The 25,450-nt window shown below is 27.8% G+C and carries 20 protein-coding genes, 1 pseudogene and 1 CRISPR repeat array; of the genes and pseudogenes, 18 read left to right on the forward strand and 3 right to left on the reverse strand.

Features of this window, described 5'->3' with window-relative positions:
* The 9 genes and pseudogenes from ACRC28_RS08660 to namA all read left to right on the forward strand — a co-directional run.
* A pseudogene (locus tag ACRC28_RS08660) lies at positions 1-187 on the forward strand (CRISPR-associated protein Cas5); the annotation flags it as partial.
* 11 nt (positions 188-198) lie between these two features.
* Positions 199-2,454 carry a CRISPR-associated helicase Cas3' gene (gene cas3, locus ACRC28_RS08665; RefSeq protein WP_438543055.1) on the forward strand — a complete coding sequence of 752 codons (2,256 nt, stop codon included), beginning with the start codon at positions 199-201 and terminating at the stop codon, positions 2,452-2,454.
* On the forward strand, positions 2,454-3,395 hold the full coding sequence (locus tag ACRC28_RS08670) for a helix-turn-helix transcriptional regulator (RefSeq protein WP_438543056.1): 942 nt from the start codon (positions 2,454-2,456) through the stop codon (positions 3,393-3,395). Before cas3 ends, ACRC28_RS08670 begins: the two co-directional genes overlap by 1 nt.
* Positions 3,396-3,601: 206 nt before the next feature.
* Positions 3,602-5,010: direct repeats of the CRISPR family, unit length 29 nt; unit sequence GTTTTATCTTAACTATAAGGAATGTAAAT.
* Positions 5,011-5,136: 126 nt separating this feature from the next.
* The gene (locus ACRC28_RS08675) at positions 5,137-6,009 is read left to right on the forward strand and encodes an Rpn family recombination-promoting nuclease/putative transposase (protein WP_438543057.1); all 873 of its coding nucleotides are present in this window, start codon (positions 5,137-5,139) and stop codon (positions 6,007-6,009) included.
* A 256-nt stretch (positions 6,010-6,265) separates the two neighbouring features.
* Positions 6,266-6,475 carry a hypothetical protein gene (locus ACRC28_RS08680; protein WP_438543058.1) on the forward strand — a complete coding sequence of 70 codons (210 nt, stop codon included), beginning with the start codon at positions 6,266-6,268 and terminating at the stop codon, positions 6,473-6,475.
* 446 nt (positions 6,476-6,921) lie between these two features.
* Positions 6,922-8,025 carry a DUF4236 domain-containing protein gene (locus ACRC28_RS08685; RefSeq protein ID WP_438543059.1) on the forward strand — a complete coding sequence of 368 codons (1,104 nt, stop codon included), beginning with the start codon at positions 6,922-6,924 and terminating at the stop codon, positions 8,023-8,025.
* A 115-nt stretch (positions 8,026-8,140) separates the two neighbouring features.
* Positions 8,141-8,428, forward strand: coding sequence for a hypothetical protein (locus ACRC28_RS08690; protein WP_438543060.1), 288 nt, complete (start codon positions 8,141-8,143; stop codon positions 8,426-8,428).
* A gap of 218 nt (positions 8,429-8,646) precedes the next feature.
* Positions 8,647-9,375, forward strand: a complete 729-nt coding sequence (locus ACRC28_RS08695; protein WP_438543061.1) for a carbonic anhydrase — start codon at positions 8,647-8,649, stop codon at positions 9,373-9,375.
* A gap of 100 nt (positions 9,376-9,475) precedes the next feature.
* The gene (namA, locus tag ACRC28_RS08700) at positions 9,476-10,504 is read left to right on the forward strand and encodes an NADPH dehydrogenase NamA (RefSeq protein ID WP_438543062.1); all 1,029 of its coding nucleotides are present in this window, start codon (positions 9,476-9,478) and stop codon (positions 10,502-10,504) included.
* A 29-nt stretch (positions 10,505-10,533) separates the two neighbouring features.
* Here the strand turns inward: namA and ACRC28_RS08705 are convergent, their stop codons facing one another.
* Positions 10,534-10,887 carry a winged helix-turn-helix transcriptional regulator gene (locus ACRC28_RS08705; RefSeq protein WP_438543063.1) on the reverse strand — a complete coding sequence of 118 codons (354 nt, stop codon included), beginning with the start codon at positions 10,885-10,887 and terminating at the stop codon, positions 10,534-10,536.
* Between the two features lie 222 nt (positions 10,888-11,109).
* On the opposite strand from ACRC28_RS08705, the gene ACRC28_RS08710 reads away from it, so the two are divergent.
* The 6 genes from ACRC28_RS08710 to panD all read left to right on the forward strand — a co-directional run bounded on the left by ACRC28_RS08710 (position 11,110) and on the right by panD (position 16,168).
* Complete coding sequence (locus ACRC28_RS08710) at positions 11,110-12,240, forward strand: S-(hydroxymethyl)glutathione dehydrogenase/class III alcohol dehydrogenase (protein ID WP_438543064.1); 1,131 nt, start codon at positions 11,110-11,112, stop codon at positions 12,238-12,240.
* Positions 12,230-13,063 (forward strand): S-formylglutathione hydrolase, encoded by an 834-nt coding sequence (gene fghA, locus ACRC28_RS08715; RefSeq protein WP_438543065.1) that lies wholly within the window; start codon positions 12,230-12,232, stop codon positions 13,061-13,063. The genes ACRC28_RS08710 and fghA overlap by 11 nt, the downstream gene beginning before the upstream one ends.
* Positions 13,064-13,228: 165 nt before the next feature.
* The gene (locus ACRC28_RS08720; RefSeq protein ID WP_438543066.1) at positions 13,229-14,095 is read left to right on the forward strand and encodes a Rossmann-like and DUF2520 domain-containing protein; all 867 of its coding nucleotides are present in this window, start codon (positions 13,229-13,231) and stop codon (positions 14,093-14,095) included.
* A complete protein-coding gene (gene panB, locus ACRC28_RS08725; protein ID WP_438543067.1) occupies positions 14,086-14,916 on the forward strand; it encodes a 3-methyl-2-oxobutanoate hydroxymethyltransferase in 831 nt (276 codons plus the stop codon). The genes ACRC28_RS08720 and panB overlap by 10 nt, the downstream gene beginning before the upstream one ends.
* A gap of 13 nt (positions 14,917-14,929) precedes the next feature.
* Positions 14,930-15,775, forward strand: coding sequence for a pantoate--beta-alanine ligase (gene panC / locus ACRC28_RS08730; protein WP_438543068.1), 846 nt, complete (start codon positions 14,930-14,932; stop codon positions 15,773-15,775).
* A 3-nt stretch (positions 15,776-15,778) separates the two neighbouring features.
* Entirely contained in the window at positions 15,779-16,168 is a 390-nt protein-coding gene (gene panD, locus ACRC28_RS08735) for an aspartate 1-decarboxylase (RefSeq protein ID WP_438543069.1), read from the forward strand.
* A 90-nt stretch (positions 16,169-16,258) separates the two neighbouring features.
* Here the strand turns inward: panD and ACRC28_RS08740 are convergent, their stop codons facing one another.
* Both ACRC28_RS08740 and ACRC28_RS08745 read right to left on the reverse strand, forming a co-directional pair.
* Positions 16,259-17,197, reverse strand: a complete 939-nt coding sequence (locus ACRC28_RS08740) for a hypothetical protein (RefSeq protein WP_438543070.1) — start codon at positions 17,195-17,197, stop codon at positions 16,259-16,261.
* A gap of 135 nt (positions 17,198-17,332) precedes the next feature.
* On the reverse strand, positions 17,333-18,142 hold the full coding sequence (locus tag ACRC28_RS08745) for a dimethylarginine dimethylaminohydrolase family protein (protein WP_438543071.1): 810 nt from the start codon (positions 18,140-18,142) through the stop codon (positions 17,333-17,335).
* A gap of 156 nt (positions 18,143-18,298) precedes the next feature.
* Between ACRC28_RS08745 and ACRC28_RS08750 the strand changes: the two genes are divergently transcribed.
* From ACRC28_RS08750 to ACRC28_RS08760, 3 genes are all read left to right on the forward strand, one after another.
* Positions 18,299-23,791 carry a hypothetical protein gene (locus ACRC28_RS08750; protein WP_438543072.1) on the forward strand — a complete coding sequence of 1,831 codons (5,493 nt, stop codon included), beginning with the start codon at positions 18,299-18,301 and terminating at the stop codon, positions 23,789-23,791.
* A gap of 132 nt (positions 23,792-23,923) precedes the next feature.
* The gene (locus ACRC28_RS08755; protein ID WP_438543073.1) at positions 23,924-24,682 is read left to right on the forward strand and encodes an EFR1 family ferrodoxin; all 759 of its coding nucleotides are present in this window, start codon (positions 23,924-23,926) and stop codon (positions 24,680-24,682) included.
* A gap of 97 nt (positions 24,683-24,779) precedes the next feature.
* A partial coding sequence (locus ACRC28_RS08760; RefSeq protein ID WP_438543074.1) for an AAA-like domain-containing protein occupies positions 24,780-25,450 on the forward strand: 671 nt, incomplete at its 3' end.

A 25,450-nucleotide genomic window follows, 5' to 3' on the forward strand; every position in this document is an offset into this window, starting at 1 on the left:
AAAAAGTTATAGTGGGACAAAGTATCGTTTAAATAAGAATTATGAAATAGTAAATAAAAAAAGAGTATTTAATAAAGAAAAGGTTTTATATATATCAGAATATAAGGCTGGAGAAACTGAGAAAGTAGAAAAAAATTTATTTTTTGATATAGAAGAGAAGAAAAAATATATAGTTAATTTTGTTTAGGAGCTGATAAAATGATAGATTTAAAACATTACAAAGCGAAACCTAATAAAAGTATTAGAGAGCATACTGATGATTTAATTAATAATCTAGAATATTTATCGAATCTTTCATACGTTAAAGAGGATTTATTTGAAATAGTCAAATTAGCTTGTGAGTATCATGATTATGGAAAAGCTAATAGGGAGTTTCAAAAAAGAATTATAAATGGAACAAAATTTGATACAGATAAAGAGATAGCGCATAATGTGCTATCCCTTTATTTTATTAATGAAAAAAGATTTGATTCAATAGAAGATTATTTTAGAGTATGTTTTGCAGTAGTCTACCATCATTATTATTGTGATGTATTTGAGGAAATAACCAATGATAAATCTAAAAAACTAATACAGGACCTACTAAATGATTTTAATGGGGATGTATATAGGGTAACAAGAAGAAATATCAATAGAATAAGAGATATAATGAAAGATGATAAGGCAATACTTATTAAAGGGTTAGTTAATAAATGCGATTTTAGTGCAAGTGGTGGAACTATTATAGAATATGAAAATAAATTTTTAGAAGAGAATTTAGAAGGTCTTTTAAATTCATGGAAAGAAAAGAATAAAGAATCGAGTTGGAATGAGCTTCAAGAATTTTGTATTGAAAATAGAGATGAAAATGTAATGGCAGTAGCTCAAACTGGAATGGGGAAAACAGAGGCAGGACTTTTATGGATTGGGAATAATAAAGGCTTTTTTATACTTCCATTAAAAACTGCAATTAATGCTATTTATAATAGAATTCAAACTGGAATTGTTACTGAGAATATAGAAGAGAGAGCTGCATTATTACATTCAGATTCATTATCATATTATACAAATCATAGTGATGCTGAAAGAGATGTCTTAGAATATCATAGAGTTAGTAAACAACTATCAATTCCCCTTAATGTGGCAACTCTTGACCAAATTTTTGATTTTGTATTTAAATGTCAAGGCTATGAAATGAAACTTGCAACATTATCATATTCAAAAATAGTTATAGATGAAATACAAATGTATGGAGCAGATCTTTTAGCATATCTTATTTATGGAATAAAGCGAATTATAAATGTTGGCGGAAAAGTAGCTATTCTTACAGCAACCTTAGCACCATTTATAAAAGATTTATTATCAGAAGGCGGATATAAGTTTAAAGAAGGAACTTTTATAAATGATATGGAAAGACATAATATAGAGACTTATGAATCAAAGATAGATAGTAAGAAAATTTTTGAGAAATTCAATGAAAATGAAGATAAAAAAGTAAGCAATAAAATATTAGTAGTCTGTAATACGATAAAAAAAGCACAAGAAATTTATAGGGAGCTAGAAGAACTTGGAGTAGAAAAAGAGAAATTGAAAATCTTCCATAGTAAATTTACTAAAGAAGATAGAGCAAAAAAAGAAGAGGAGATATTAAAGTTTGGTGAAACAAAAAATAAAGGGTCAGAAATTTGGATATCAACTCAAATAGTAGAAGCAAGCTTGGATATAGACTTTGATTACTTATACACAGAGCTTTCAGATATAAATGGATTATTTCAAAGACTTGGAAGAGGCAACAGAAAAGGCGAAAAAAGTGCTAAGGAAAAGAATTGTTATGTATTCTTAGAAGTAGATGAAGGAATTTTAACAAATAAAGATGGAACTAGAGGATTTATAGATAGACATATTTATGATTTATCTAAAAAGGCAATTAAAAATGTTAATGGTATTTTATCAGAGAAAGAAAAAATAGAGATAATAAATAAAACATTAACTACAGAAAATATTAAAAAGAGCAAATATTATAAAGATTATGAAGAGTTTATGGAGATAATAGAAGCGATTCAACCATATGAATTTAAGAAATCAGATGTTAAATTTAGAAATATAGTATCATTCACAATAATGCCTTATAAGGTATATAAGGAAAATAAAAAAGAAATTGAAGAAAAAAGAGAAGAATTAGAAGCTATAAAAGAAAGAATGAATAATATTTATAATGAAAAATTAGAGGAAGAAAAAAGAAGTAAAATTATTAAAGAGATGAAAATAAGAAAAGTTTTGATTTTAGACGAAATAAAGAAATTCACATTATCAATTAGTCAAGCAGATCAAAAGTCTTTAGGACAAGATTTAAAAATGGATGAAATAGAATTAAGCAAATTTGAATCAATACCAGTAGTTGATTGTAATTATACAGAACTTGGATTTATAAGAGAAAAAAATAGAAAGCGCAGTATAGAGGATAGGTACATTTAATGGGAAAACTAAATAATACTATAAAAATGTTACTTATGCTAAAATCAAATAAATTAATTTCAAGAGTCCAAATTGCAGAAAACTTAGGAGTTAATGTAAAAGAAGTTTCAGCATATAAAGAAGCATTAGATGAATGTTTTGATATAGAAACGGTAAAAGGAAGATATGGGGGATATAAACTTAGGGATACATATTTTCCATTTAAATCAGTTCTTACTGAAAGAGAAGTAGTAGATTTAAGAATCTTAATTGATAAGTTAGAATATTCAGAAGATGACAATGAAAAGTTTAAAAAAGTAATTGATAAAATAAACTTTTCAATACTAAATTCAGACAATTTTTCAAGTGGAGATATAATTCCATACTCAAAGAGAAATAAGGAAGTATACAATGAGGAAATAGAATTTAAAATTTATAAAGGAACATTTGAAAAAGTTGAATTAATAATAGAATATTTAAACAATAATAATGAGGCTAGTGAGAGACATGTGAGGCCTTATGAATATTTTTCTTACAGAGGAGAAAATTATCTTGTAGCATACTGCTGTCAGAAAAAAGAAATAAGATATTTTAAATTTATAAGAATAAAATCATGTATAGTCACAAGTAAAAAATTTCAGAAAGAAATAGAAATAGAAGAAGATATAAAAAAGAAAAAAGAAAAAGGCTTTGGAATATATGATGTAACAGAATATGATTTGGAAATAGAAATAAGTCCACCAATGTCAAACTCAATTAGAGAAAGAATTTGGGTAGATAATCAAGAAATAACAGAACTTGAAAATGGGAAAATTCTTTTTAAAGCACAAATGAAGGGGGAGCATTCAATATTATCATGGATATTAACAATGAGACAATTTGCAAAAATAAGAAAGCCAGAAGAATTAAGATTGAAAGTCATAGAAGAAATGGAAAAAATGATAGAAAATCATAAAAACTGAGAAGAAAACATATAGAATTAATAAAAATGCAGTAGATCGAAAAAATATCAAAAGTCATTGAAGTATTGAAAAATAAAGGCTAAGAAGATATATTAGTAATAGGATATAAATTGAATTGAAGGTCTACTGCAAGAAGAATATAAAAAGAAGAAAAAAAGTATCTATAAATGGCTTAAAATGGTGAAAAAAGTATACTTTTTTTCGGGGTTTTATCTTAACTATAAGGAATGTAAATAAGAATACCAAAAGACTTTCTTTTAAAGTATCATTAGTTTTATCTTAACTATAAGGAATGTAAATGAGCCTTAATAAAAGACCTATAATATACGAACCTAAAGTTTTATCTTAACTATAAGGAATGTAAATTACTATAATCTCCTACATATACCCCATCTCTATCAAGTTTTATCTTAACTATAAGGAATGTAAATTAAATGTCAGTTTTAAGGCTCTTCTCTTATAAACGCTGTTTTATCTTAACTATAAGGAATGTAAATAAGTCTGTGATTAACATCTAAATGACTTTTAAGCAACGTTTTATCTTAACTATAAGGAATGTAAATAAATCCCCTTCTACAAACTATGTTGAGCAACAATTAAGTTTTATCTTAACTATAAGGAATGTAAATAACGTAGAAATGGCTAAAACACTACATTCTACCCACCCGTTTTATCTTAACTATAAGGAATGTAAATGTTTATATTATCTTCAACGTATGGTATAGATAAACCAGTTTTATCTTAACTATAAGGAATGTAAATCCGTTAAAAATAGACTTTATCTTTTCAAGTGCATTTGTTTTATCTTAACTATAAGGAATGTAAATCTTCAACTACTGACAACAGTGTAAATACATCAAATGGGTTTTATCTTAACTATAAGGAATGTAAATTATTCTTTTCTTTAGCAACAGTTAAATCGTTAGTGAGTTTTATCTTAACTATAAGGAATGTAAATTACGAACTACTATAAATATCATTACTATCTTCTTTTTGTTTTATCTTAACTATAAGGAATGTAAATTGTCAAGATTTTAGTATAGCAGGGAAACAAAAAGGAGGTTTTATCTTAACTATAAGGAATGTAAATGTAATAATTTTATGTTTAAGTTTTTGCTTCATGAATGGTTTTATCTTAACTATAAGGAATGTAAATTGGTTCTTCTTCTTCTCCTGCTTCAACATCTGCTTTTCGTTTTATCTTAACTATAAGGAATGTAAATATTAATAATATCGGATTAGCAGATAAGAACGTAAAAGTTTTATCTTAACTATAAGGAATGTAAATTTAAGCAAATGTCTAGGATATGAAAACTTACAGGATAGTTTTATCTTAACTATAAGGAATGTAAATATTCCTAAAACGTGAAATTTATTCATTTCTTCATACTGTTTTATCTTAACTATAAGGAATGTAAATCATAGAACATAAAGGAACACCAGAGCCTTAAGAAAAGTTTTATCTTAACTATAAGGAATGTAAATCATCTTTCAACGGCTATCTTTGTTATTCTTCCCTCTGTTTTATCTTAACTATAAGGAATGTAAATTGTTTCTTTCCAATAATCTACCATATTAGAACTATAGTTTTATCTTAACTATAAGGAATGTAAATACTATTAGTTTGTACTATGAATTGATTTAATTACATTTAAAGTTTTAAAGAACAAATGTTATAATAGAATCTATTAAAGGCAATAATTTAAACAAAAGAAAAAATGTAGTTTATAAGGAGCAAAAAATGGAAGAAAGATTATTAAAACCAGAGGTTGATTTTGTATTTAAAAAGATTTTTGGAAATGAAAAAAAGCCAGAAATATTAATATCATTCTTAAATGCAGTTATGGAAAATGAAGAGAAAATAGTATCGGTTAAAATTCAAGGAACAGATATAGGGAAGGAACATATAGAAGATAAGTATAGTAGACTTGATATTAAGGCGACAACAAATAAAAATGAAAAAATAAATATAGAAATCCAAGTTAAGAATGAATATAATATGATTAAGAGAAGCTTATATTATTGGAGCAAAATGTATGAAGAAGATTTAAAAGAAGGACAGAATTATAATAGTTTAAAAAGAACTATTTGTATTAATCTTTTAAGTTTTAATTACTTGAAAAATGATAGATATCATAATGGATATAGATTGAAAGAAATGGTAACTGGTGAAGAACTTACAGATATTCAGGAGATTCATTTTATAGAGTTACCAAAGCTTAAAGAGAATGAAGAAGAAGTGAGTACTATGTTAGAAGCGTGGATTTCTTTCATAAAAAATCCAGAAAGTAAGAGGGTGGAAGCTTTGGAAATGAAAATGGAAGAAATAAGAAAAGCAAAAGAAGAATTAGAGCAGTTAAGTGCGGATAAAGAGCAAAGAGAAATATATCTAAGAAGAAAAATGGCAATATCAGATAGAGTAAGTGATTTAGAGAATGCTGAAGAAAAAGGTGAAAAAAAAATGCTTATTAAATTTTTGAATAAAAAATTTAATAATATGCCAAATTGTTATGTAGATAAAATCAACGAAGCATCTATAGATGTGATAGAAAAAATAAGTGAGGATATTTTGGATTTTGAAGATATTAGAGATTTAGATAAATATTTAAAATAAAAAAGTTGGATAGTTTTGAGAGTAAAATAGGCCATTGAATTTATAATATTAGGTGGTGAATGAATATAATATTATCCTAATGGAAAAGTAGAATATAAGGATGAATTTAGATGTAGTTCATCAGTAGACTAAAAATTTAATTATTAAGATGAAGGGAAAATATTTTTTGAATTTTAAAAAATATTTTCCCTTTTTTGTCCAAAATATATTTTATGCATACTTAGGTGATAGAAATAAAATTTTGGAGGTTTTTTTGATGGATGAATTTATATTTTGTTTTGGTGTAATATTTTTTATAGTATGTACCTTTTATGTTGAAGAGGTGTTATTTTTACAGTCTATTAGTAAGATTTTTGTGGGAGAAGTTTTTGGGGACTATAGGTTTGCATGTAAAATGGGAAATAATTATTTTTATAAGTATAGGGGGGCTTTTTATGAGGAAAGAAAGGATTTGGAGAAGTTTTAGAAGAAGGATTTTTGTCGCCCTAGTACACCCGATAAAAAAGTCATCAGTGGGGTACAAATTAGTCTAATGAAAAAAAATCATAGAACTAAAAAATGGTGACTGCTACACCTTTAAAGTAAAGAGTGTGTGTACAAAAAAGTTTGGTGCAATGAACTTAAAAGTTCATACAAATAATAGTAATAATAAACAAAGATTTAATTATATTATAATATATGTTATAAGGATTGTGACTGTATTGATAAAAGCTATATAGAATAAATATGGATAGATACAAAAGTAATTATAAAAAGGTGTGGAAAGTAAGTATAGAAATTCACGTAGAAAATGAATATAATTTAATAAGAATATATGAAAATAAATAGAATTTAAGGGAAATGAAAACAGATTATTACAGAAGATGGGTGTATAATATTATTTATAAAAGATGACGGAGGGGATTTTATAGTATGGGATTTAGAATGAAAAAATCTTTTAAAATAGCACCAGGAATAAGGATGAATTTAGGTAGTAAAAGCATGGGGATTAGTGTTGGAACTAAAGGATGTAGAACAAGCTTTAATTCTCGAACTGGAATTACAAGTACAGTTGGAATTCCAGGAACAGGGTTAAGCTATAGCGTAAATAATAGAACAGCAAAATCAAAGTCATATATAAGAAATAATGAATTACAGAGATTGAGAAAAGAACAGGAAAGATTAAATGAAATAGAGCAAAATAAATTAAATGTTGATTTATTTGAAAATAGTATAAATATGATTAAAGAAATTCATAAAGAATCAGATACACCTACTGATTGGGTTGGTCTTGCAAATACAACAATATATTTTAATCCTAATTTAGGCGAAAAGGGAAATAATGAAAAATTAGCGATAGAAAAGTTAGAAAAATTTACACCATCAATGCTTGATAAATTATCAGGTAAAGCGAATAAAATTAAAAGTCAATTAGAAAGTGATATTTTAGAAGCTAAAGAAAAAGATATAAATGAATTTAATTATGCAATAAAGGTTGTAGATGTAGCAAAAAGGATTTTAAGTCAGGATGACATAGATGCTTATTTAGAGGCAATAGATATAAGTAATCCATTTGATGATCTATTAGAATTTGGAAGTGGATTTGAATTTTTTATAGAGAGTTTTAATCAAGTAGAAGTAGATTTTAAAGTTAATTCAAAAAATGTAGTGCCAGTAGAAAAATTAACTTTAACAAAAACAGGAAAACTTTCAAAAAAGAAAATGTCTAAAACTGAATACTTTGATATAGAGCAAGATTATGTTTGCTCATGTGCAATAAGAATTGCTAGAGAAATATTTGCATTACTACCAGTAAAAAATGTGATTGTAAATGCACAAGATATTAGAATAGATTCATCCACAGGAAAAACTATTGAAGAAACCATATTATCGGTCAATTTTGAGAGGCAAGTGTTAGAAAGTCTAAATATAGAATTTATTGACCCATCAGATAGTTTAGTTAACTTTACTCATAATATGAAGTTTAAAAAAACATCAGGATTTAGCAGGGTACAAAAGTTATTAGAAGAAAAATAAAAATTGATATAAGGGAAAATATTTTTTGAATTTTAAAAAATATTTTCTCTTTTTTTATCCAAAATATATTTCTTGCATACTTAGGTGATAGAAATAAAATTTGGGAGGTTTTTTTATGGATGAATTCATATTTTGCTTTGGTGGAATGTTTTTTATAATAAGTGCTTGTTATGTTGAAGAGAGAGTATTTTTACAGTATATTAATAAGATTTTTGTGGGAGAAGTTTTGGGAGAATATAGATTTGTTTGTGAAAAGAGGGATAGCTATTTTTATAGGTGTAGGGATTTTCTTTTTTATGAGGAAAGAAAGTTTTTTGAGAAGTTTTACAAGAAGGTTTTTTGTCGCTTTAAAGCACCAGGTGAAGATGAAGGGGAGTGTGGGGAAATATTACGGATGTTATAAAGTTTATACGTCAGAAAAGTCCTTACTGTATGGGGGTAAATGTACAGAGTGTGTGGAAATAGGACGGGTGCAACCGTTCAAATTGACGGAACAAATAATAGTAATAATAAACAAATATATAATTATATTAATATAATATAATTACAAATAAGTATTGTGTAGCTATTATGAGAATACTAAGTATGAAGAATAAATAATAGATAAGGTAGGTTATGCAAATGAAAAAAAGGTTAAGGTTATTAGTTCTCGTAATAGTTTTTTTGATTTATGGAATGGTAGGTATGTGGTGTAATATTGAAAATGCTGAAGCTAATACATTAATGCGAGATACTAGTTTGAAAACCAGTGATGAAGTTTTAGAGAGGCTTCAAAGAGGTAATGATAAGTATGTAAAATCTAATATTAATGACTCTGAAGTTGGTGATAAGGTAAGGAGAGATTTATATGAAAATGGTCAGCATCCTTATGCAATTGTTCTTTCCTGTGTTGATTCTAGAGTTATTCCGGAGAATATATTTTATACAGGACCAGGAGAAATTCTTGTGGCAAGGGTTGCTGGGAATGTTGTTGATGATTCTATTTTAGGAACTATAGAATTCGCTGTTGATCAAAAGAAGGTACCTTTGATTGTGGTAATGGGGCATGAAGATTGTGGTGTGATAAAAGGAGCATTAAAGGGAAATATATTTGGAAAGTTAGGTAAGATAATTAGTCAGGTAGTTCCTAGCGTTGAAAAGGCAAAGTTAACTGAAGGTGATGATATTAAAATAGTTAATAAGGCTGTGGAGCTTAATGTAGAAAATTCTATAAGGTTAATTAGTGAAAATGAAATAGTTAAAAGGTATATAGATGAGGGGAAGGTTAAAGTTGTAGGAGCAAATTATAACTTAGAGACAGGAAGGGTTGAGTGGTTAAAAATTGGTAAAATGTTAAAAAAGAGTTTTTAAATAAAATTCTATTAGGGTGTAAAATATAAAGTATAGAGATTTTTAAAGGATAGTGTTAATTTAAAATGTAGGGCTATCTAAGAAGTAGGAGGGAAAGGATATGGATAAAGGTATTTTCAAATCATATAGTGTTAAAAATTTAAATCTTAAGAATAGGGTTGTTATGGCTCCTATGTGTATGTATATGGCTGAGGATGATGGATTGGTTACTGATTTTCATTATGCTCATTATATAAATAGAGCTCTTGGTGGAGTTTCTGCTATTATTTTAGAGGCTACAGCTGTTGAGCCTAGAGGTAGAATTAGTGATAAGGACTTAGGGATTTGGGCTGATTCCCAAGTTGAAGGGTTAAAGGCTCTTTCTACTGGTATTAAAAAGTATGGTTCTTATGCAGGAATTCAGTTAGGTCATGCAGGAAGAAAATGTTCTGTTTCTAAGGAAACTATTATAGCACCATCAAAGATTAGCTTTAGTGATGAATATAAAGAGCCTGTAGAAATGACTAAAGAAGATATTGAAGAAGTTAAGCTTTCTTTTAAAGAGGGAGCAAGAAGAGCACTTGAAGCTGGCTTTGATTTTATTGAAATTCATGGAGCACATGGATATCTAATTTCAGAATTTTTATCACCATTATCTAATAAAAGAAGTGATGAATATGGTGGAAACGTTGAAAATAGAGCAAGATTTGCAGTTGAAGTTTTAAGAGAAGTTAAGAAGGTTTGGCCAGAGGATAAGGCTATTTTCTTTAGAGTTTCTTCTAATGATTATAAAGAAGGTGGAAATACCAAAGTAGAGATGGCTGAACTTATAAACAACATCAAAAAAGAAGGTATTGATGTTGTTAACGTAAGTACAGGTGCTGTTGTATCTGATGCAGTTATAAATGTATATCCAGGATATCAAGTAAAGGATGCTGAGTATATAAAGGAAAATTGCAACATAGCTGTTATGGCAGGTGGGCTTATTACTACTGGTGATGAAGGAACTGAAATAATAGAAAATGAAAGAGCTGAGTTAATCTTCCTTGGAAGAGTTTTATTAAGAGATCCATACTGGGTTTTAAATGAAGCTAGAAAAAGAAATATTAAATTAGATTATGTACCAGAAGCATATAATAGAGGAATATAGTTAAAATATAAAAAGTCCTTGAGTAAAATTTACTCAAGGACTTTATTAGCACCTAAAGATTCAAAAAAGGTGTCACCCCATTTACAAACGGATTGTACAACAGGTTCTAGAAGATGTCCAACTTCTGTTAATGTATAGTCAACCCTTTGAGGTACTACATTATAGACAGTTCTACGGATTATTTTATCTTCTTCTAATTCTCTAAGTTGTCTGATTAACATTCTTTGGTTTGCAGTGGGTAATTTCTTTTGTATTTGGTTTAATCTTAATTTAGGCTCTTGTAGTAAGCACCATACTATTGCTATTTTCCATCGGCCACCAATAACTGATAATGCTAAATCTTTAGTTGTGGAAAAGGGCCTGTCTTTATAATAAAAATTCATTTTAAAACATCTTCTTTCTAAAAATTAATAATGTACTGACAGAAATGTCAGTATTGTTTATTAAATTTTACTATATTACTATAGTAATATAAAGTTATAATTTAATAATAATTTTTAAAATAAAGATATTGTACCTATTAAAAAATTATAAAATGAAAGGTATGAATAAATATTTGTTTGGGAAGAATATTTATTAAATTAAGAAAGAAAAGAGGTAGAAAAATGAAAAGTAGAGCGGCAGTAGCGTTTAAACCAGGAGAACCACTTAAGGTTGTGGAAATTGATGTACAAGAGCCTAAGGCACATGAGGTATTAGTAAAAATTTTATATACATCTGTTTGTCATACAGATGCTTTTACCTTATCAGGAAATGATCCTGAGGGGATATTCCCATCTGTACTTGGACATGAGGGAGCTGGAGTTGTAGTTTCTGTAGGAGAAGGTGTAACATCAGTAAAACCTGGGGATCATGTTATTCCATTATATACAGCAGAATGTGGAAAATGTAAATTCTGTCTTTCAGGAAAAACAAACCTTTGTAGTGCAGTAAGAGAAACACAAGGAAAAGGATTAATGCCTGATGGAACAACACGTTTTTCTTATAATGGAGAGCCTGTTTACCACTATATGGGAACGAGTACTTTTAGTGAATATACAGTAGTTGCAGAGGTTTCTTTAGTAAAGATTGAAAAAGATGCACCACTTGATAAAGTTTGTTTATTTGGTTGTGGAGTTACAACAGGAATTGGTGCAGTTCATAATACTGCTAAGGTTGAAGAAGGAAGCACAGCTGCAGTTTTTGGACTTGGAGCAATAGGTCTTGCAGCTATTCAAGGATTGAAAAAAGCAAAAGCAAAAAGAATTATAGCAATAGATTTAAATGAAGATAAGTTTGAACTTGCTAAAAAAATGGGTGCAACTGATTTTATTAATCCATCTAAATATGATAAACCTATCCAAGAAGTTATAATTGAAATGACAGATGGTGGAGTTGATTATAGCTTTGAATGTATAGGAAATGTTGAAGTAATGAAATCAGCCCTTGAATGTTGTCATAAAGGATGGGGAGAAAGTATTATAATTGGAGTTGCAGGAGCAGGGCAGGAAATTCATACAAGACCATTCCAATTAGTAACAGGAAGAGTATGGAGGGGTTCAGCCTTTGGTGGAGTTAAAGGAAGAACTGAGTTACCTGGAATGATTCATGACTTCATGGAAGGTGAAATTGACTTAGATTCATTTATAACACATCATTTAGGTTTTGAAGATATTAATAAAGCTTTTGATTTACTTCATAAAGGCGAATCTATAAGAACAATCCTAACTTATGGAGAAACTGAAAATGAAAAGTAATTTGGTAGAAAAACACATTATGTTTGGTGGAGAGCAATGCAAATATAAACATTACTCAGAAACCTTAAAATGTGATATGACATTTAGTATATTTAAGCCTTCAAACAAAGAAAAAGAGAAAACACCTATTATATGGTGGCTTTCAGGACTTTCATGTACAGATGATAACTTCACTCAAAAAAGTGGATTCCAAAGATTTGCAGAAAAATATAATGTAGTAGTAGTAATGCCAGACACATCACCAAGAGGAAAAGATATCCCAGATGATGAAAACTATGATTTAGGTCAAGGTGCAGGATTCTATATAAATGCTACAAAAGAGCCTTTTAAAGAAAATTATAAAATGTATACTTATATAACAGAAGAGTTAAGAGAATATATTTTAGAGTTAGTACCAAACTTTTCAGGAAAAGAAAGTATAATGGGACATTCTATGGGAGGACATGGAGCGCTAGAAATAGGAATAAAAAACAATAAAAGATTCAAATCAATATCAGCCTTTGCACCAATCTTAAACCCAAGTGAAGCTCCTTGGGGAACAAAAATTTTCACAAACTACTTAGGTGAAAATAAAGAAGAATGGAAAGAGTGGGACAGTACAGAATTAATAAAAGAAAAAGAAGCCCCACCAATTTTAATAATGCAAGGAAAGAATGATAATTTCTATAAAGAGCAATTAAATGAAGAAAAATTTCTTCAAAATGCAAAATTAAATAATCAAAATGTAATTTATGAAAAAAAAGAAGGATATGACCATAGCTACTTCTTTATAGCTACATTCATAGAAGAACATTTTGAATTTCATATGAAGTATTTATGTTAAATAAGGAAAGAGACATCAATTTTGAGTCTCTTTCTTTTTAAATTGAAAAAAATAACAAATAAGGAATAAAAAGTTGATTATTAAGAAGAAGATTGATATAGTAAAAAAGGATGGCATAGTTAGCTGTACCTAAAAGATTTAATTTTATTTTTAATAGAACTTTAGATGATATTATACTCAAAAGGTGAGGTGATAATCATAAGAATAGGTTTTATAGGATGTGGAAAAGTCGGTTTTTCCTTAGGTAAATATTTAAAAGAAAATGGTTTTAATATATCAGGTTTTTTTAGTAGAAATGTTGACAGTATAAAAAATGCGGCAAATTTTACTGAAACGAAGGCTTTCTTTAATCTTTTAGATATAGTTAAGGAAAGTGATATATTATTTATTACAACTACAGATTCAGAAATAAAGAATGTGTGGGAAAGTCTAAAAGAATTATCTATAAAAAATAAAATTATTTGTCATTGTAGTGGAGCTTTAAGCTCAGATGTTTTTAAAGGTAGAGAAAATTTTAATGTCTTTGGATATTCAGTCCATCCGTTATTTCCAATAAAAGATAAGTATGAAAGTTATAAAATTTTAAATGAAGCATTTTTTGTAATTGAAGGTGATAAAAGAAAGCTTAAGTTAGTTAAGTCTTTATTTTCTTCAACTAATAGGGTTCGTGAAATAGAAAGAGGGGATAAAGTTAAATATCATAAGGGTGCTGTTACAGTAAGTAATTTAGTTTTAGCTTTAATCTATATGGGAGTTCAGGACTTAAGAGAATGTGGTTTTACAGAAGAGGAAGGAATAGATGCCTTATATCCCTTAATAAAAAATAATATAGAAAATGTAAAAAGTAAGGGGATATTTAATTCTTTAACAGGACCTGTAGAAAGGGATGATTTAGAAACTGTTAAAAAGCATTTAGATGTTTCTAAGGGTGAGGAAAAGGAGATTTATAAGCTTTTATCAAAAAAGTTATTGGAGATAGGAAAAGAAAATAATAAAGAGTTTAAAAGGGTGGAGGATTTTTTATGGGACTAAAAAACACAGCGGTTACATTTAAGGAAAGTAAGGGAAAAGAAAAGTTATCAATGCTTACAGCGTATGATTTTGGAGTGGCAAAGCTTGTTGATGAAGCTGGTGTTAATGGGATTTTAGTTGGAGATTCTTTAGGGATGGTTGTCCTTGGATATGAGGATACTTTAGAAGTGACTATGGAGGATATGATTCATCATAGCAAGGCTGTATATAGAGGCGCTAAAAATGCTCTTATAGTTACAGATATGCCTTTTATGTCATATCAAACTTCAGTTTATGATGCAGTTTTTAATGCTGGAAGATTAGTTAAGGAAGGAAAGGCACAAGCTGTTAAATTAGAGGGTGGACTTGAAGTAGTTCCACAGGTTGAGGCTATAGTTAAGGCATCTATTCCTGTTATGGGACACATTGGATTAACACCACAATCTGTAAATAGTATGGGTGGCTTTAAGGTTCAAGGAAAAGATGAAAAAAAGGCAAAGGTCTTGATAGAAAGTGCAAAAGCATTGGAAAGGGCAGGAGCTTTCGCTATAGTTTTAGAATGTGTACCAAGCAAGCTTTCAAAGCTTATAACTGAAGCTATAAGTATACCAACCATAGGGATTGGGGCAGGAAATGATTGTGATGGGCAAATTTTAGTTTATAGAGATATGATTGGAGTGTGTTCAGGCTTTACACCAAAGTTTGTGAAAAAGTATAGAAATGTTGGGGAAGAAATGAAGGCTGCTTTTAAAGAATATGATAGAGAAGTTAAGGACAAGGTTTTTCCAGAGGAAAAGCATAGTTTTAAAATAAATGATGAAGTAATAGAAAAATTATATTAAGGGGAAAGGGATAATGAGAATTTTAAAAACTATAAAAGAAGTTAGAGAAGTTGTTTCAAATTATAAGGATAAAAAAATTGGGTTTGTACCAACAATGGGGTTTTTACATGAAGGACATGTAAGTTTAATTAATAAGGCAAGGGAAAATAATGATGTAGTTATAGTTAGTATTTTTGTAAATCCAACTCAATTTGGAGTAAATGAGGATTTAGGAAGTTATCCAAGGGATTTAAATAGAGATACAGAAATATGCAAGGAAGCTAAGGCTGACTATATATTTTGCCCAAGTGTTAGAGAAATGTATGGAGAAAATTTTTATAGCACAGTTCATGTAGATAAATTAAGTGAAGGTCTTTGTGGAAAATCAAGGCCAGTACATTTTGATGGAGTATGTTTAGTAGTAACTAAATTATTTAATATAGTTAAACCAAATAGAGCATATTTTGGAGAAAAAGATGCACAACAGTTAGCGATAATAAAAAGGTTAGTTAAAGATTTAAATATAGATGTAGAAATTATTGGGTGTCCTATAGTAAGAGAAGAAGATGGACTTGCTAAAAGCTCAAGAAATACTTATTTATCTTCTAAAGAAAGAAAAGATGCTTTAGTTTTGAATAGAGGTTTAAATAAATCAAAAATGCTTCTTGAAAGTGGAGAGAAAAGAGTAAGTATTTTAAAGAATATTATTAAGGAAGAAATAGATAGTGTAGATTCTTCAAAAATAGATTATATAGAAATTGTAGATAAAAAAACTCTTGAAGAAGTAAAAGGTGAAATTAGTGGAGATGTAACTATATTAGTTGCAGTTTATATAGGAAAAACTAGATTAATTGATAACTTTAGTTTTGGAGGGAAATAAAAAATGGATATAACAATGTTAAAGGGAAAGATTCATAGAGCTTGTGTTACAGAAGCAAAATTGAATTATGTGGGAAGTATAACTGTAGATGAAGATCTTTTAGATGCAGCAGGAATTTTAGAGTATGAAAAAGTACAAATTGTAGACATAGATAATGGAAATAGGTTTGAAACTTATACTATAAAAGGGAAAAGAGGTTCAAACATAATGTGTTTAAATGGAGCTGCAGCTAGATGCGTACAAGTTGGAGATAGAATAATATTAATGGCTTACTGCACATTAAATAGTGATGAAGCTAAGGACCATAGACCAAAGGTTGTGTTTGTAAATAAGGAAAATGAAATAGAAAAAATAGCCAGCTATGAAAGTCATGGTGAAATAGTAGATATTTAAAAAATAGATTAATAAAAAAATCAGTAGTGTTTGATGCATCCCTTGTCTATTTGACAAGAGATGCATCAGTTTTAAACTACTGATTTTTTGTTAGTTTGGGCTATATGAACCTGCAAATGTTATAGGATATTTTACATTTGGATTTGATGTAGATGTATATGTTCCAGAACCAGGATTTCCAGTATTATCTAAAAAGATAGTATAGACTCCTGTTTTTTTGCCATTAAATGACTCATCATATATTAATCCCATACTTCCCTGGTTTTGAGTTGGTGAAAGAGATAATGTAAATACATTATTATCACCACCATAAACTTCATAATAGTTTCCACCATTTACTGTTTGAATCAGTGTTATAGGAGCACCATTAACTGTTCCACAATAGAATGGATAGCTACCAGTATCAGTAAATGACTGAAGAGATATTCCAATAAGAGAACTAGATCCAGGTTTTGAATATGTTCCACTAAGGGTTTCAACATATGAACTTGAAGATAGTTTAAGTTTAAAGACTCCAGTGTTTTGTCCATTGTAATACTCATAAAAAGTAAAATTATTATTTCCTAAAGAATCTATTTTAAGAGTGAATGTTTCATGTAATCTATCAACATAATATTCATTAAGAATCAATTGATTATTAACAACTCTACCATTATTTAAAGGAATAATTATTGTATCACCTTCAATATTTCCAATAAAATACTTGGCACCACTTAAAATTCCAGCAAAATTTCCAGTTCCGTTATTTTGAGAAGTAGTAGCACTTGTAGTTACTACAGTAGGTGCAGCTTGAGGGTTAGAACTATTATTGCTAGTCCTTGAGATTGTATTAGATGAACTAGCTCCACTAGAGTTAGTCTTTGTTTTATTATCAGTTTTTGAAGTAGTACTAGATGTTGAGGAAGTTTCTTTTGCAGTATTTTTAGAAACTGTAGAGGCAGAATCATTATTAAAAGAGTAAATAAAAATACCAATACCAACTCCTATTACGATAACTACTAAAACTATAATTGAAATTATTTTTTTCATTTCTTAGTATCTCCTTAAATTTAATAACTTAAGTGTACTATTTTAAAATGAACAGGATATAAAAGGAAAACGAACTTTCAATTACTAAAAAGTGTCAAAATTGTAATATAAATAAAAAATATTCTAAAGGAAATTTTAATGAAGTCTAAAAATTGGAAGGGTGCTACAAGTAAAACTGCCACCAGCTTTCATTATTTCAGAATATTCACAGTAAAAAGGCTTAAAGTTTAATTTTTGTAATAAAGAAAAAACTTTTTTATTAGAAGTTATAATTCTTTTATTTCCAAGGTTAATAAAATTAGTTCCAAGTTTTTTTGCAGTTTTATTGTCAATAAAATAAAGGGTTTTGATATATTTTTTTATAAGAGGGATATCATAAACATAGTTAGAGATAAGTGCATGATTGTGGTAAAGAATATTGAAAACACAATCAAGATGAAGCATTTTTTTATAATTAAATCTTATAGGAAGGACTTTAAAAGGTTTATTTATAGAATCTAGATAATTTTGTAATTCATAAACTGCATCTATAGAAGTTCGAGAGCTTAAGCCTATAAAAATAACCTTATCATGAATAATTACATCTCCACCTTCTATAAAGTTATGAAATTTATATATTTTTGTATATTTGTTAGATAAAAAATCTGTAATAGCCAGAGTCTCTTTTCGTCTATGGGAATTTTTAATTTTAGAAATAAAGAAGATATCATGGATAACAAATCCAATATCACGAGTGAAAACTTGATTTTTCCCGTAGATTGGATTGAGAAACTGAATATTAACATCTTCATTAATAAGTAAGTTTATGAAATTATTATATTGGTTAAACATAAGAGGTTTATTAACTCTTTTAAAGAGATGTTTATTTAATAAGTCAAAATTGCAAGGATAACACATAATAAGAGTTTGAACTTTATCGTAATTGTTAATATGATTAATTTCCATAAATACCACCTTTAAAATATATTTAATAATAGTATTTACAAAAATCTTTGTATTATAAATTAAAGAAAAGTTAAAAGAAATTAAATAGACTTTAGTAAATATACCCATTATTATATAGGAAAGTGGAAAAACATTCATTTAAAGGAGAAACAAAAGATGAAGAAGAAAAAATTAGCGATTATAATTGCAGTAACTGTAGCAGGAAATTATTTTGTACCAATTAGTGGAACACTGACGGCACATGCCGAGGCTTTGAAGGTGAAAAAACAAGTTGAGGCGAGTAAAAGTGAGACTGGGCTTGAGAAAAATAATATTACTTTTTATAATATTTGGGGTGGAAAATCTGTTTCAGTTGACTTTAATACAGATACTATGAAAATTGAAGCAAATAGAATTAGTGGAGATTTAGGTAATGGAAATAATACATATTTAAAATTATATTTATATAATTCTGAAGATAAAAAATTAGAAATTAATGAAAGGGTAAAGGATGGTAGCAGTCTTAATTTAACAAGTATATTAAATGGAAAACCCTTTAATTACGGAGACGTAATAGGAATAGATTTTGAAGAGAATACAAATTTACCTAACATAAACAATATCGGTAATATAGGAAGAAATGAACCTGTATATTATGAAATAACTAAAGATGGATTAGTTAAATACAATGGAGTAAATAATTCGAGCATTGAAATTGTAAATGGATGGGGAACTAATGCAGGAGAAATTTCATTTAATCCATTAAATAAAACTTTTAGTGTTAGTGGATATAATAAATTTTTAGGGTCAAATGGAAATGATTTTTTAAATATTTCTGTATATGATTTAAAGGCAGAAAAAACAATATATAAAGAAATGTTTAAAGGAAATGATAATACATCTGTATTAAGCAATTCTTTGAATGGACAATCGTTTGATTATGGAGATGTTGTTAAGCTTTCTTATGATAATAAGCAAGGGAAGATAAAAGTATTTAACAATGAAGAAGAGTTCACTATAAATAAGGATTCTTATTATGAAATTACAGAGAAGGGATTGACACCATTTAAAGAAAATTTAAGTGTAGAACCATTTGATGTGTTAAATGGGAACAAGGTAAATAAAGGGGATATAAAAGGAGTAACAAATAAAAACTCAAAGGTTACTGTAAGTTTAAATGGACAAAATTTTGAAGGGGAATCAGATTCAACTGGGAAATTTAATATACCTGTAGAGGATTCAAAGGGATTTACCCCAAGTACAAGTATAGTAGTTTCAACAGATGGGGAAGTTCCTATAACGATTAATCCAACTGCTCCTAAAAACTTAGGAATAGGTAAGTCTAGCATAACATTACCTGATGCATCATTAGGAACAGCTGAAAATATTACATTTAATCCATCAACTATGAAAATTAGTTCATATGGAAATGCTTTTTTAGCACAGCTTGTAAATTCTAATAATGGAGAAGTTAAAGCTAGTGTGGGTAATAGTAATTTTGGAGTATATAATTCTGAAAATAATTTAAATGGAGCATCATTTAATTATGGTGATATTATAAATATTTATGAACCAGAAGAAAATTATTTATCAGATGGAGATGTTAAAGTAGTCAATGATGGAAAAGAGGCTACTATAAATGTAAATGGAACATTTGCATCTTATAAAATCGAGCCACAAGGGTTAGTGAAAATAGAAAATAAGAATTTATCTAATGTTAAGGCAGAATATGAAGGTAATTCTAATATAGTTGTTAAGGGTAAAACAGAGGCTAATAAAGAAGTAACTATATTTTTTGGAAGTAGTTTAAATAAAAGTGAAGAAGTAAAATCAGATTCAAATGGAGATTTTAAATTAGAAATTCCAATAGCTAATGCTGAAATGGGAACTCAAGTTATGGTTTATCTTAATAATGAGAATATGCAAAGTACTCTTGTAAGCTATAACAATGAAAAGTTTAATACTTCAAATAAAATTGAAATTATAAATAATGCTAATTTCCCTGTTATAGATATGTCTTTTAATTTAATCAATAATGAAATTAACACAAAGGTAAATCAATACTATAAAACTTATGCAGGAGTTTTTTATGGCAATAAAATGAATATAAGTCTTTTATCTAAAGATGGAAGCTTAATAAAAAGTGTTACTTCAAAAAATCTAGCAGAAATCCAAGATTTTTCAAATAGTTTAAATGGATTAAAATTTACAGAGGGAGACATCTTAAAAATTAAATATGATAAAAATTTTGGAGATGTAAATGTTCTTGAAAATAAAAAGGAAATAGGGAATACTACTGGAAATACAGAATACTTTGAAATAACAAATAAAGGTTTAGTTAATGTAACAGATAAGTTTGCACAGGTAAATCCTTTAGAAATATTAAATGGAAATAAAGTTACAGAAGCTACTTTAAGTGGACAAGCTGGAAAAGATGAAGAGGTTACTGTAAATGTGAATGGGCAAAAGTTTACAGGTAAAACTGATAGCACAGGAAATTATAGTATAAACATAAAAGATGATAAGGGCTTTAGCTTAAATACTAATATAGAAGTTTTAGCAAATGGATATTTAGAAACAACTATAAATCCAACATATGAAAATAATATGGGATTACAAAATAGTTCCATTAATCTTTATACAAATGGGTATACAATAGAATTAAGTAATCTAGGGAGTAAAATAGGTTTTGATATAAATAATAAAACTATTACCGTAAATAATTATGAAAAAAGTTTTGGAAATGGAAAAGCTTCATTATTTAATTTTGGATTATATAGTGAAAGTGGTGAAAAAATATTCGAAAAAGATTTTAACAATGGAAGTACAAAAAGTGTTTCAGATGCTTTAAATGGGAAAAACTTTAATTATGGAGATGTAATAGAGCTTTCATTTAATCCATCAGTTAACAAGCCTGTAGTTTTAAATGGAAATAATGTTATTGGAAATATAACAGGAGAAAAAGAATATTTTAAGATAACAAAGGTAGGCCTAGTTAGAGTTAATGTTAAAGAAAACAATGTTAAAGATAACACTAAAGATACCTATATAAAATTAGCTAATAAAAATGAAATAAGCAGTTATGCAAATACTTTAAATGCAAATATTCAAAAAATAAATACTACAGATTTAAAAAACAATATAAAAAATGAAAATATGGTATTAGCATCAAGGTTTATTAATACAGTTGGAGAAAATAATTTAGAAGAATTTTATGGTGAAAGCAAGGAAAATGCAAACTTCTTAAATTGGGTTTTAAACAACAATACTGCAATGTCTGAGTTTTTAGGAGGACCAAATCCAAATGAGAAATATATGCCAGAAGGGCAACCGTCTGCATCTTATATAGATTGTATAAAAGTTTGGTCTAACATTTGGAATACTTATGAAAACTCACACGCTGGATTTAATTTAAAGCTTGCAATAGCAGTAGCACTTACAAATGGACAGCCTATAATGTCTTTCCCAGCAGGAGTGCCAGTAGGAAGTCCTGTTGAAAGATATAATATTTTTGAAAGCTTAAATGCAGATGGAGGAATGTTACCAGAGTTTGAAACGTTAGGTGTAAGTCAGTTGTGCTTTATAACAAATACTGATATAACAAATGACCAAATTAAGGATATTAGAAATGTAATGTTACAAAATCATAATGGACTTATATTAGGAAATGGAATGTTAGAAAATGGAGCATACACAATAAATTATAATACAAGAAATCCACATACAGGAGCAAGTGTATTTGGAAATAATTTCTATGGGAAAAATCCTAATATTTATAGTGTTTGGTATGATGGAGGAGTTTGTGGAGCAACAGGAAGACTTGGTGCAGATGTAGATAAGGTATTTGGTGTACCAGCAACTCAAACACCACAACCAGGACATAATGCATTTATATATTATAATGGACAGAGTAAGAGCTGGCAGATAGGAAATGCTATTGATGGATGGGCAAATACTTATGGTGCCGATATGAGCAGTTGGTCAAGTGAGATAGCACCAAATAGTAAAGTTGCATCTTATACAATCCTATATCAAAATGCAAATAATGGAACTCTTGGAGAATCAAATAATTATAAATATTTAGCAGGGATTCAAAATTCATATGATGCAAAATTAAATGACTTAAAAGAAGCTATAAAAATAAATAAATTAAATCTTGGAGCATGGATTGACTTAGTAAACTTAGAAAAAGGCGATAAAAATATGACAATAGAGGATTATAATAATTTATCTAATAATATAATAGATACCTTTAAAGAATATCCAATGCAAATGTATGATTTATTGTTACAATTAAAAAATACTTATATGTCAAAAGGAACAGAATCGGATTTTAATAATTATGTAGATTTAATAACTAATGAATTAAAGAGTGAAGTTAAAAACCAAATGCAAAGCAAAATTGCAAGTTGTATGTTAACTGAAATGCAAAGTGATGGACTTTATAAAGGAAACACTGAACTTGGAGAATCTTCAATAATTATAAATAATGTTTGGAATTATAATATAGCAAATATAGGCTTTAATCCTGAAAATAGTACAATTACAGTAAATGGTGGAGGAACATATACAAACCCATACGGAAAATCAGAAGCCTTTTCTATAAGTCTAGAAGATAGCAGTGGAAAGGTATTAAAAACAGTAGAAATAAATCAGTCAGATAGTAATGCTAAAGAAGAAATAGCAGAAGCTTTAAATGGAGTTAAGTATAGTTACGGAGATAAAATAATAATTGACTATAAAACTTCATCAATAATAAGTGTAAACAATGTAATAATGGAAAATGGACAAAAGGAAAATCTACAAATTAAGCAAAGCGTTCCTAAGACACAGACCTTATATATTACTAAAAATGGATTAAGTTTAAGTGAATCTAAAAAAATACAAAATAACAGTGGTGTAATTAAGCCGACAAATAATTTAGCAAAAGAAGATTTAATTAATACTATAAATATAGCTAAAAAAGATTTAGAGAGCAACGAATATACAGAGGCGAGCAATGAATATTTAAAGAAAATGATAACTAATGCCGAAGAGGTTGCTCAAGATGTAGATTCAAATAAAGAGCAATATAAAGAAATGACAACATTATTAAAAAATACTTTAAATAAAATAGTGAAAAAACAGAGTAAAGTAGAAGAGAAGCACAGTAAGGTAGAAAAAAAAGATAGTAATAATAGTAAAACTACAACTTCAAGCAATATAAATAAAGAAAATTTAATCAAGACTATAAATATAGCAAAAGAAGATTTAAAGAGTAATGAATATACAAAGGCGAGCAATGAGTACTTAAAGACCATGATATCTAATGCTGAAGAGATTGTTCAAAATAAAAATTCAAGTGTAGAAGAATATAAAGGGATGACAGAGTTATTAAAGAATTATTCTTTTAAAATAATACAAAAAAGAAAAGATATAGAAGCTTTAATAAATGAAATAAGCATTGGGGAAAACAAATTGAAAAATGGAACAAACTATACAGTAGAAAGTCAAAATGAATTAAAAGATGCTTTAACAAATGGTGAAAATATAGTGAAAAATACATCAGCAAGTGAAGCACAAGTATTAGCAGTAATTAAAAATATAAAAGAAAAAATAATTAGTTTAGAAGTTAAGAAAAAAGAATCAGTATGGAATCAAATTTGGAATTTTATAAACTCAGTATTTTAAAAATTAAAGATAAAAAATCATGTAATATGACCTTTCTCATTTTAAATAGTGAGAAAGGTCATATATATTTTCTAATAAAATAAAGGTACAATAAGTATTATATTTAAAGATTAAAATATAAAGGAGAATTTTATGGCTAAAATATTTTATTTTTCATCTACAGGAAATGGACTTTATGTAGGGAAAAAAATTAAAGAAAAAATAGATGTAGAATTAGTTTCAATACCAAAATGTGAAACCTTTGAGATTGAAGAGGATTTTATAGGATTCATTTTTCCAGTTCATTCATTTGGACTTCCTGTTAATGTAGAGGAGTTTATAGAAAAAATCAAAATTAAAAGTGAAAATCCATATATATTTGCAGTTCAAGTAACAGGTGGAGGACACACTAACAATGGGTTCAACTTTTTAAACAATGAACTTAAAAAGAAGGGCTTAAAACTTAGTAATTATAAAGAATTAAAGTATATTTCAAACTACACAAGAGCAGGAAAAAATCCAACAGAAGAAAGAGCAAAGGAAGCTATAAAAAATGAAGAAGAAAATCTTAAAAAATTTATAGAAGATATAGAAAATAAAAAAATAAATGAATTTACAGGAAAAGAAGAAAAATTAACTAACTTCATACATAAAATGTGGAAAGAAAAATACAAGAAAAAAGACAAAAACTTTAATGTAAATGAAAAATGTATCTCATGTAGTATGTGCAAAGAGATTTGTCCAACTAAAAATATAGAATTAGAAGATGGAAAGCCTAAATGGAATGGTAACTGTATAGACTGTATGGGATGTATCAACATTTGTCCTAAAAATGCTATTAATATAGGAGAAAAGACAGTAAAGAAAAATAGATACAGAAATCCATATATAGATAGAAAAGAGTTATATTAAAATTTAAGTAGTAAATTATTTGTATTTACTACTTATTTTTTGTCAATTATAATAAAAGGTAGAAGAATAGAGAGCTTTGAGAAAGGAGAGGCAGAGAATGAAGAAGTTTAATACAGTAGGTTTATGTGTTCCAAAGAAACATTATATGGTGGATATTTCTAAGAAATTAAATAAGATAGAAGATTTAATCAATGATGAAGCATATTTTGTTATAAATAGACCAAGACAATTTGGGAAAACAACAACCTTAAATGAGTTATATAAAAGATTAAGTAAAAAATATATAGTTGTTAAGTTAGACTTTGAAAGAATGAGTGAAGATTTTAAAAATGCAGAGACATTTTGTGAGTCCTTTATAAATGGATTATCTAGAGCCTTTAATGAAGAATTTAAAAAAGTTAATACATTAAATAAATTATCATATTTAATATCAGATATAACAAAGGATAGAGAAGTTATTCTAATGATAGATGAAGTAGATAGAATTTCAAACAATAGTGTTTTTGTAAATTTTTTAGGGATACTAAGGTCACTATATTTGGACAGAGAAGCAGAATTATGTACTACCTTTAAGTCTGTAATACTTGCAGGGGTATATGATATAAAAAATCTAAAGCTTAAATTTAATGATGATACAGATACAAGATATAATTCACCATGGAATATTGCAGTCCATTTTGATGTGGAGATGAGTTTTAACACTGATGAAATAAAAACCATGTTAAATGAATATAAAGAAGATAGAAATTTAAAAATAGATGAAGAAAG

The sequence above is a fragment of the Clostridium sp. genome (genome assembly GCF_051650885.1).
In the GTDB taxonomy this organism is placed as follows: domain Bacteria; phylum Bacillota; class Clostridia; order Clostridiales; family Clostridiaceae; genus Clostridium.

What these genes read in the sequence shown, in the direction of transcription:
- cas3 (WP_438543055.1), top strand. Translation starts at nt 199, where the DNA reads ATGATAGATTTAAAACATTACAAAGCGAAACCTAATAAAAGTATTAGA.
- ACRC28_RS08670 (WP_438543056.1), top strand. Translation starts at nt 2,454, where the DNA reads ATGGGAAAACTAAATAATACTATAAAAATGTTACTTATGCTAAAATCA.
- ACRC28_RS08675 (WP_438543057.1), top strand. Translation starts at nt 5,137, where the DNA reads ATGGAAGAAAGATTATTAAAACCAGAGGTTGATTTTGTATTTAAAAAG.
- ACRC28_RS08680 (WP_438543058.1), top strand. Translation starts at nt 6,266, where the DNA reads ATGGATGAATTTATATTTTGTTTTGGTGTAATATTTTTTATAGTATGT.
- ACRC28_RS08685 (WP_438543059.1), top strand. Translation starts at nt 6,922, where the DNA reads ATGGGATTTAGAATGAAAAAATCTTTTAAAATAGCACCAGGAATAAGG.
- ACRC28_RS08690 (WP_438543060.1), top strand. Translation starts at nt 8,141, where the DNA reads ATGGATGAATTCATATTTTGCTTTGGTGGAATGTTTTTTATAATAAGT.
- ACRC28_RS08695 (WP_438543061.1), top strand. Translation starts at nt 8,647, where the DNA reads ATGAAAAAAAGGTTAAGGTTATTAGTTCTCGTAATAGTTTTTTTGATT.
- namA (WP_438543062.1), top strand. Translation starts at nt 9,476, where the DNA reads ATGGATAAAGGTATTTTCAAATCATATAGTGTTAAAAATTTAAATCTT.
- ACRC28_RS08705 (WP_438543063.1), bottom strand. Translation starts at nt 10,887, where the DNA reads ATGAATTTTTATTATAAAGACAGGCCCTTTTCCACAACTAAAGATTTA.
- ACRC28_RS08710 (WP_438543064.1), top strand. Translation starts at nt 11,110, where the DNA reads ATGAAAAGTAGAGCGGCAGTAGCGTTTAAACCAGGAGAACCACTTAAG.
- fghA (WP_438543065.1), top strand. Translation starts at nt 12,230, where the DNA reads ATGAAAAGTAATTTGGTAGAAAAACACATTATGTTTGGTGGAGAGCAA.
- ACRC28_RS08720 (WP_438543066.1), top strand. Translation starts at nt 13,229, where the DNA reads ATGATATTATACTCAAAAGGTGAGGTGATAATCATAAGAATAGGTTTT.
- panB (WP_438543067.1), top strand. Translation starts at nt 14,086, where the DNA reads ATGGGACTAAAAAACACAGCGGTTACATTTAAGGAAAGTAAGGGAAAA.
- panC (WP_438543068.1), top strand. Translation starts at nt 14,930, where the DNA reads ATGAGAATTTTAAAAACTATAAAAGAAGTTAGAGAAGTTGTTTCAAAT.
- panD (WP_438543069.1), top strand. Translation starts at nt 15,779, where the DNA reads ATGGATATAACAATGTTAAAGGGAAAGATTCATAGAGCTTGTGTTACA.
- ACRC28_RS08740 (WP_438543070.1), bottom strand. Translation starts at nt 17,197, where the DNA reads ATGAAAAAAATAATTTCAATTATAGTTTTAGTAGTTATCGTAATAGGA.
- ACRC28_RS08745 (WP_438543071.1), bottom strand. Translation starts at nt 18,142, where the DNA reads ATGGAAATTAATCATATTAACAATTACGATAAAGTTCAAACTCTTATT.
- ACRC28_RS08750 (WP_438543072.1), top strand. Translation starts at nt 18,299, where the DNA reads ATGAAGAAGAAAAAATTAGCGATTATAATTGCAGTAACTGTAGCAGGA.
- ACRC28_RS08755 (WP_438543073.1), top strand. Translation starts at nt 23,924, where the DNA reads ATGGCTAAAATATTTTATTTTTCATCTACAGGAAATGGACTTTATGTA.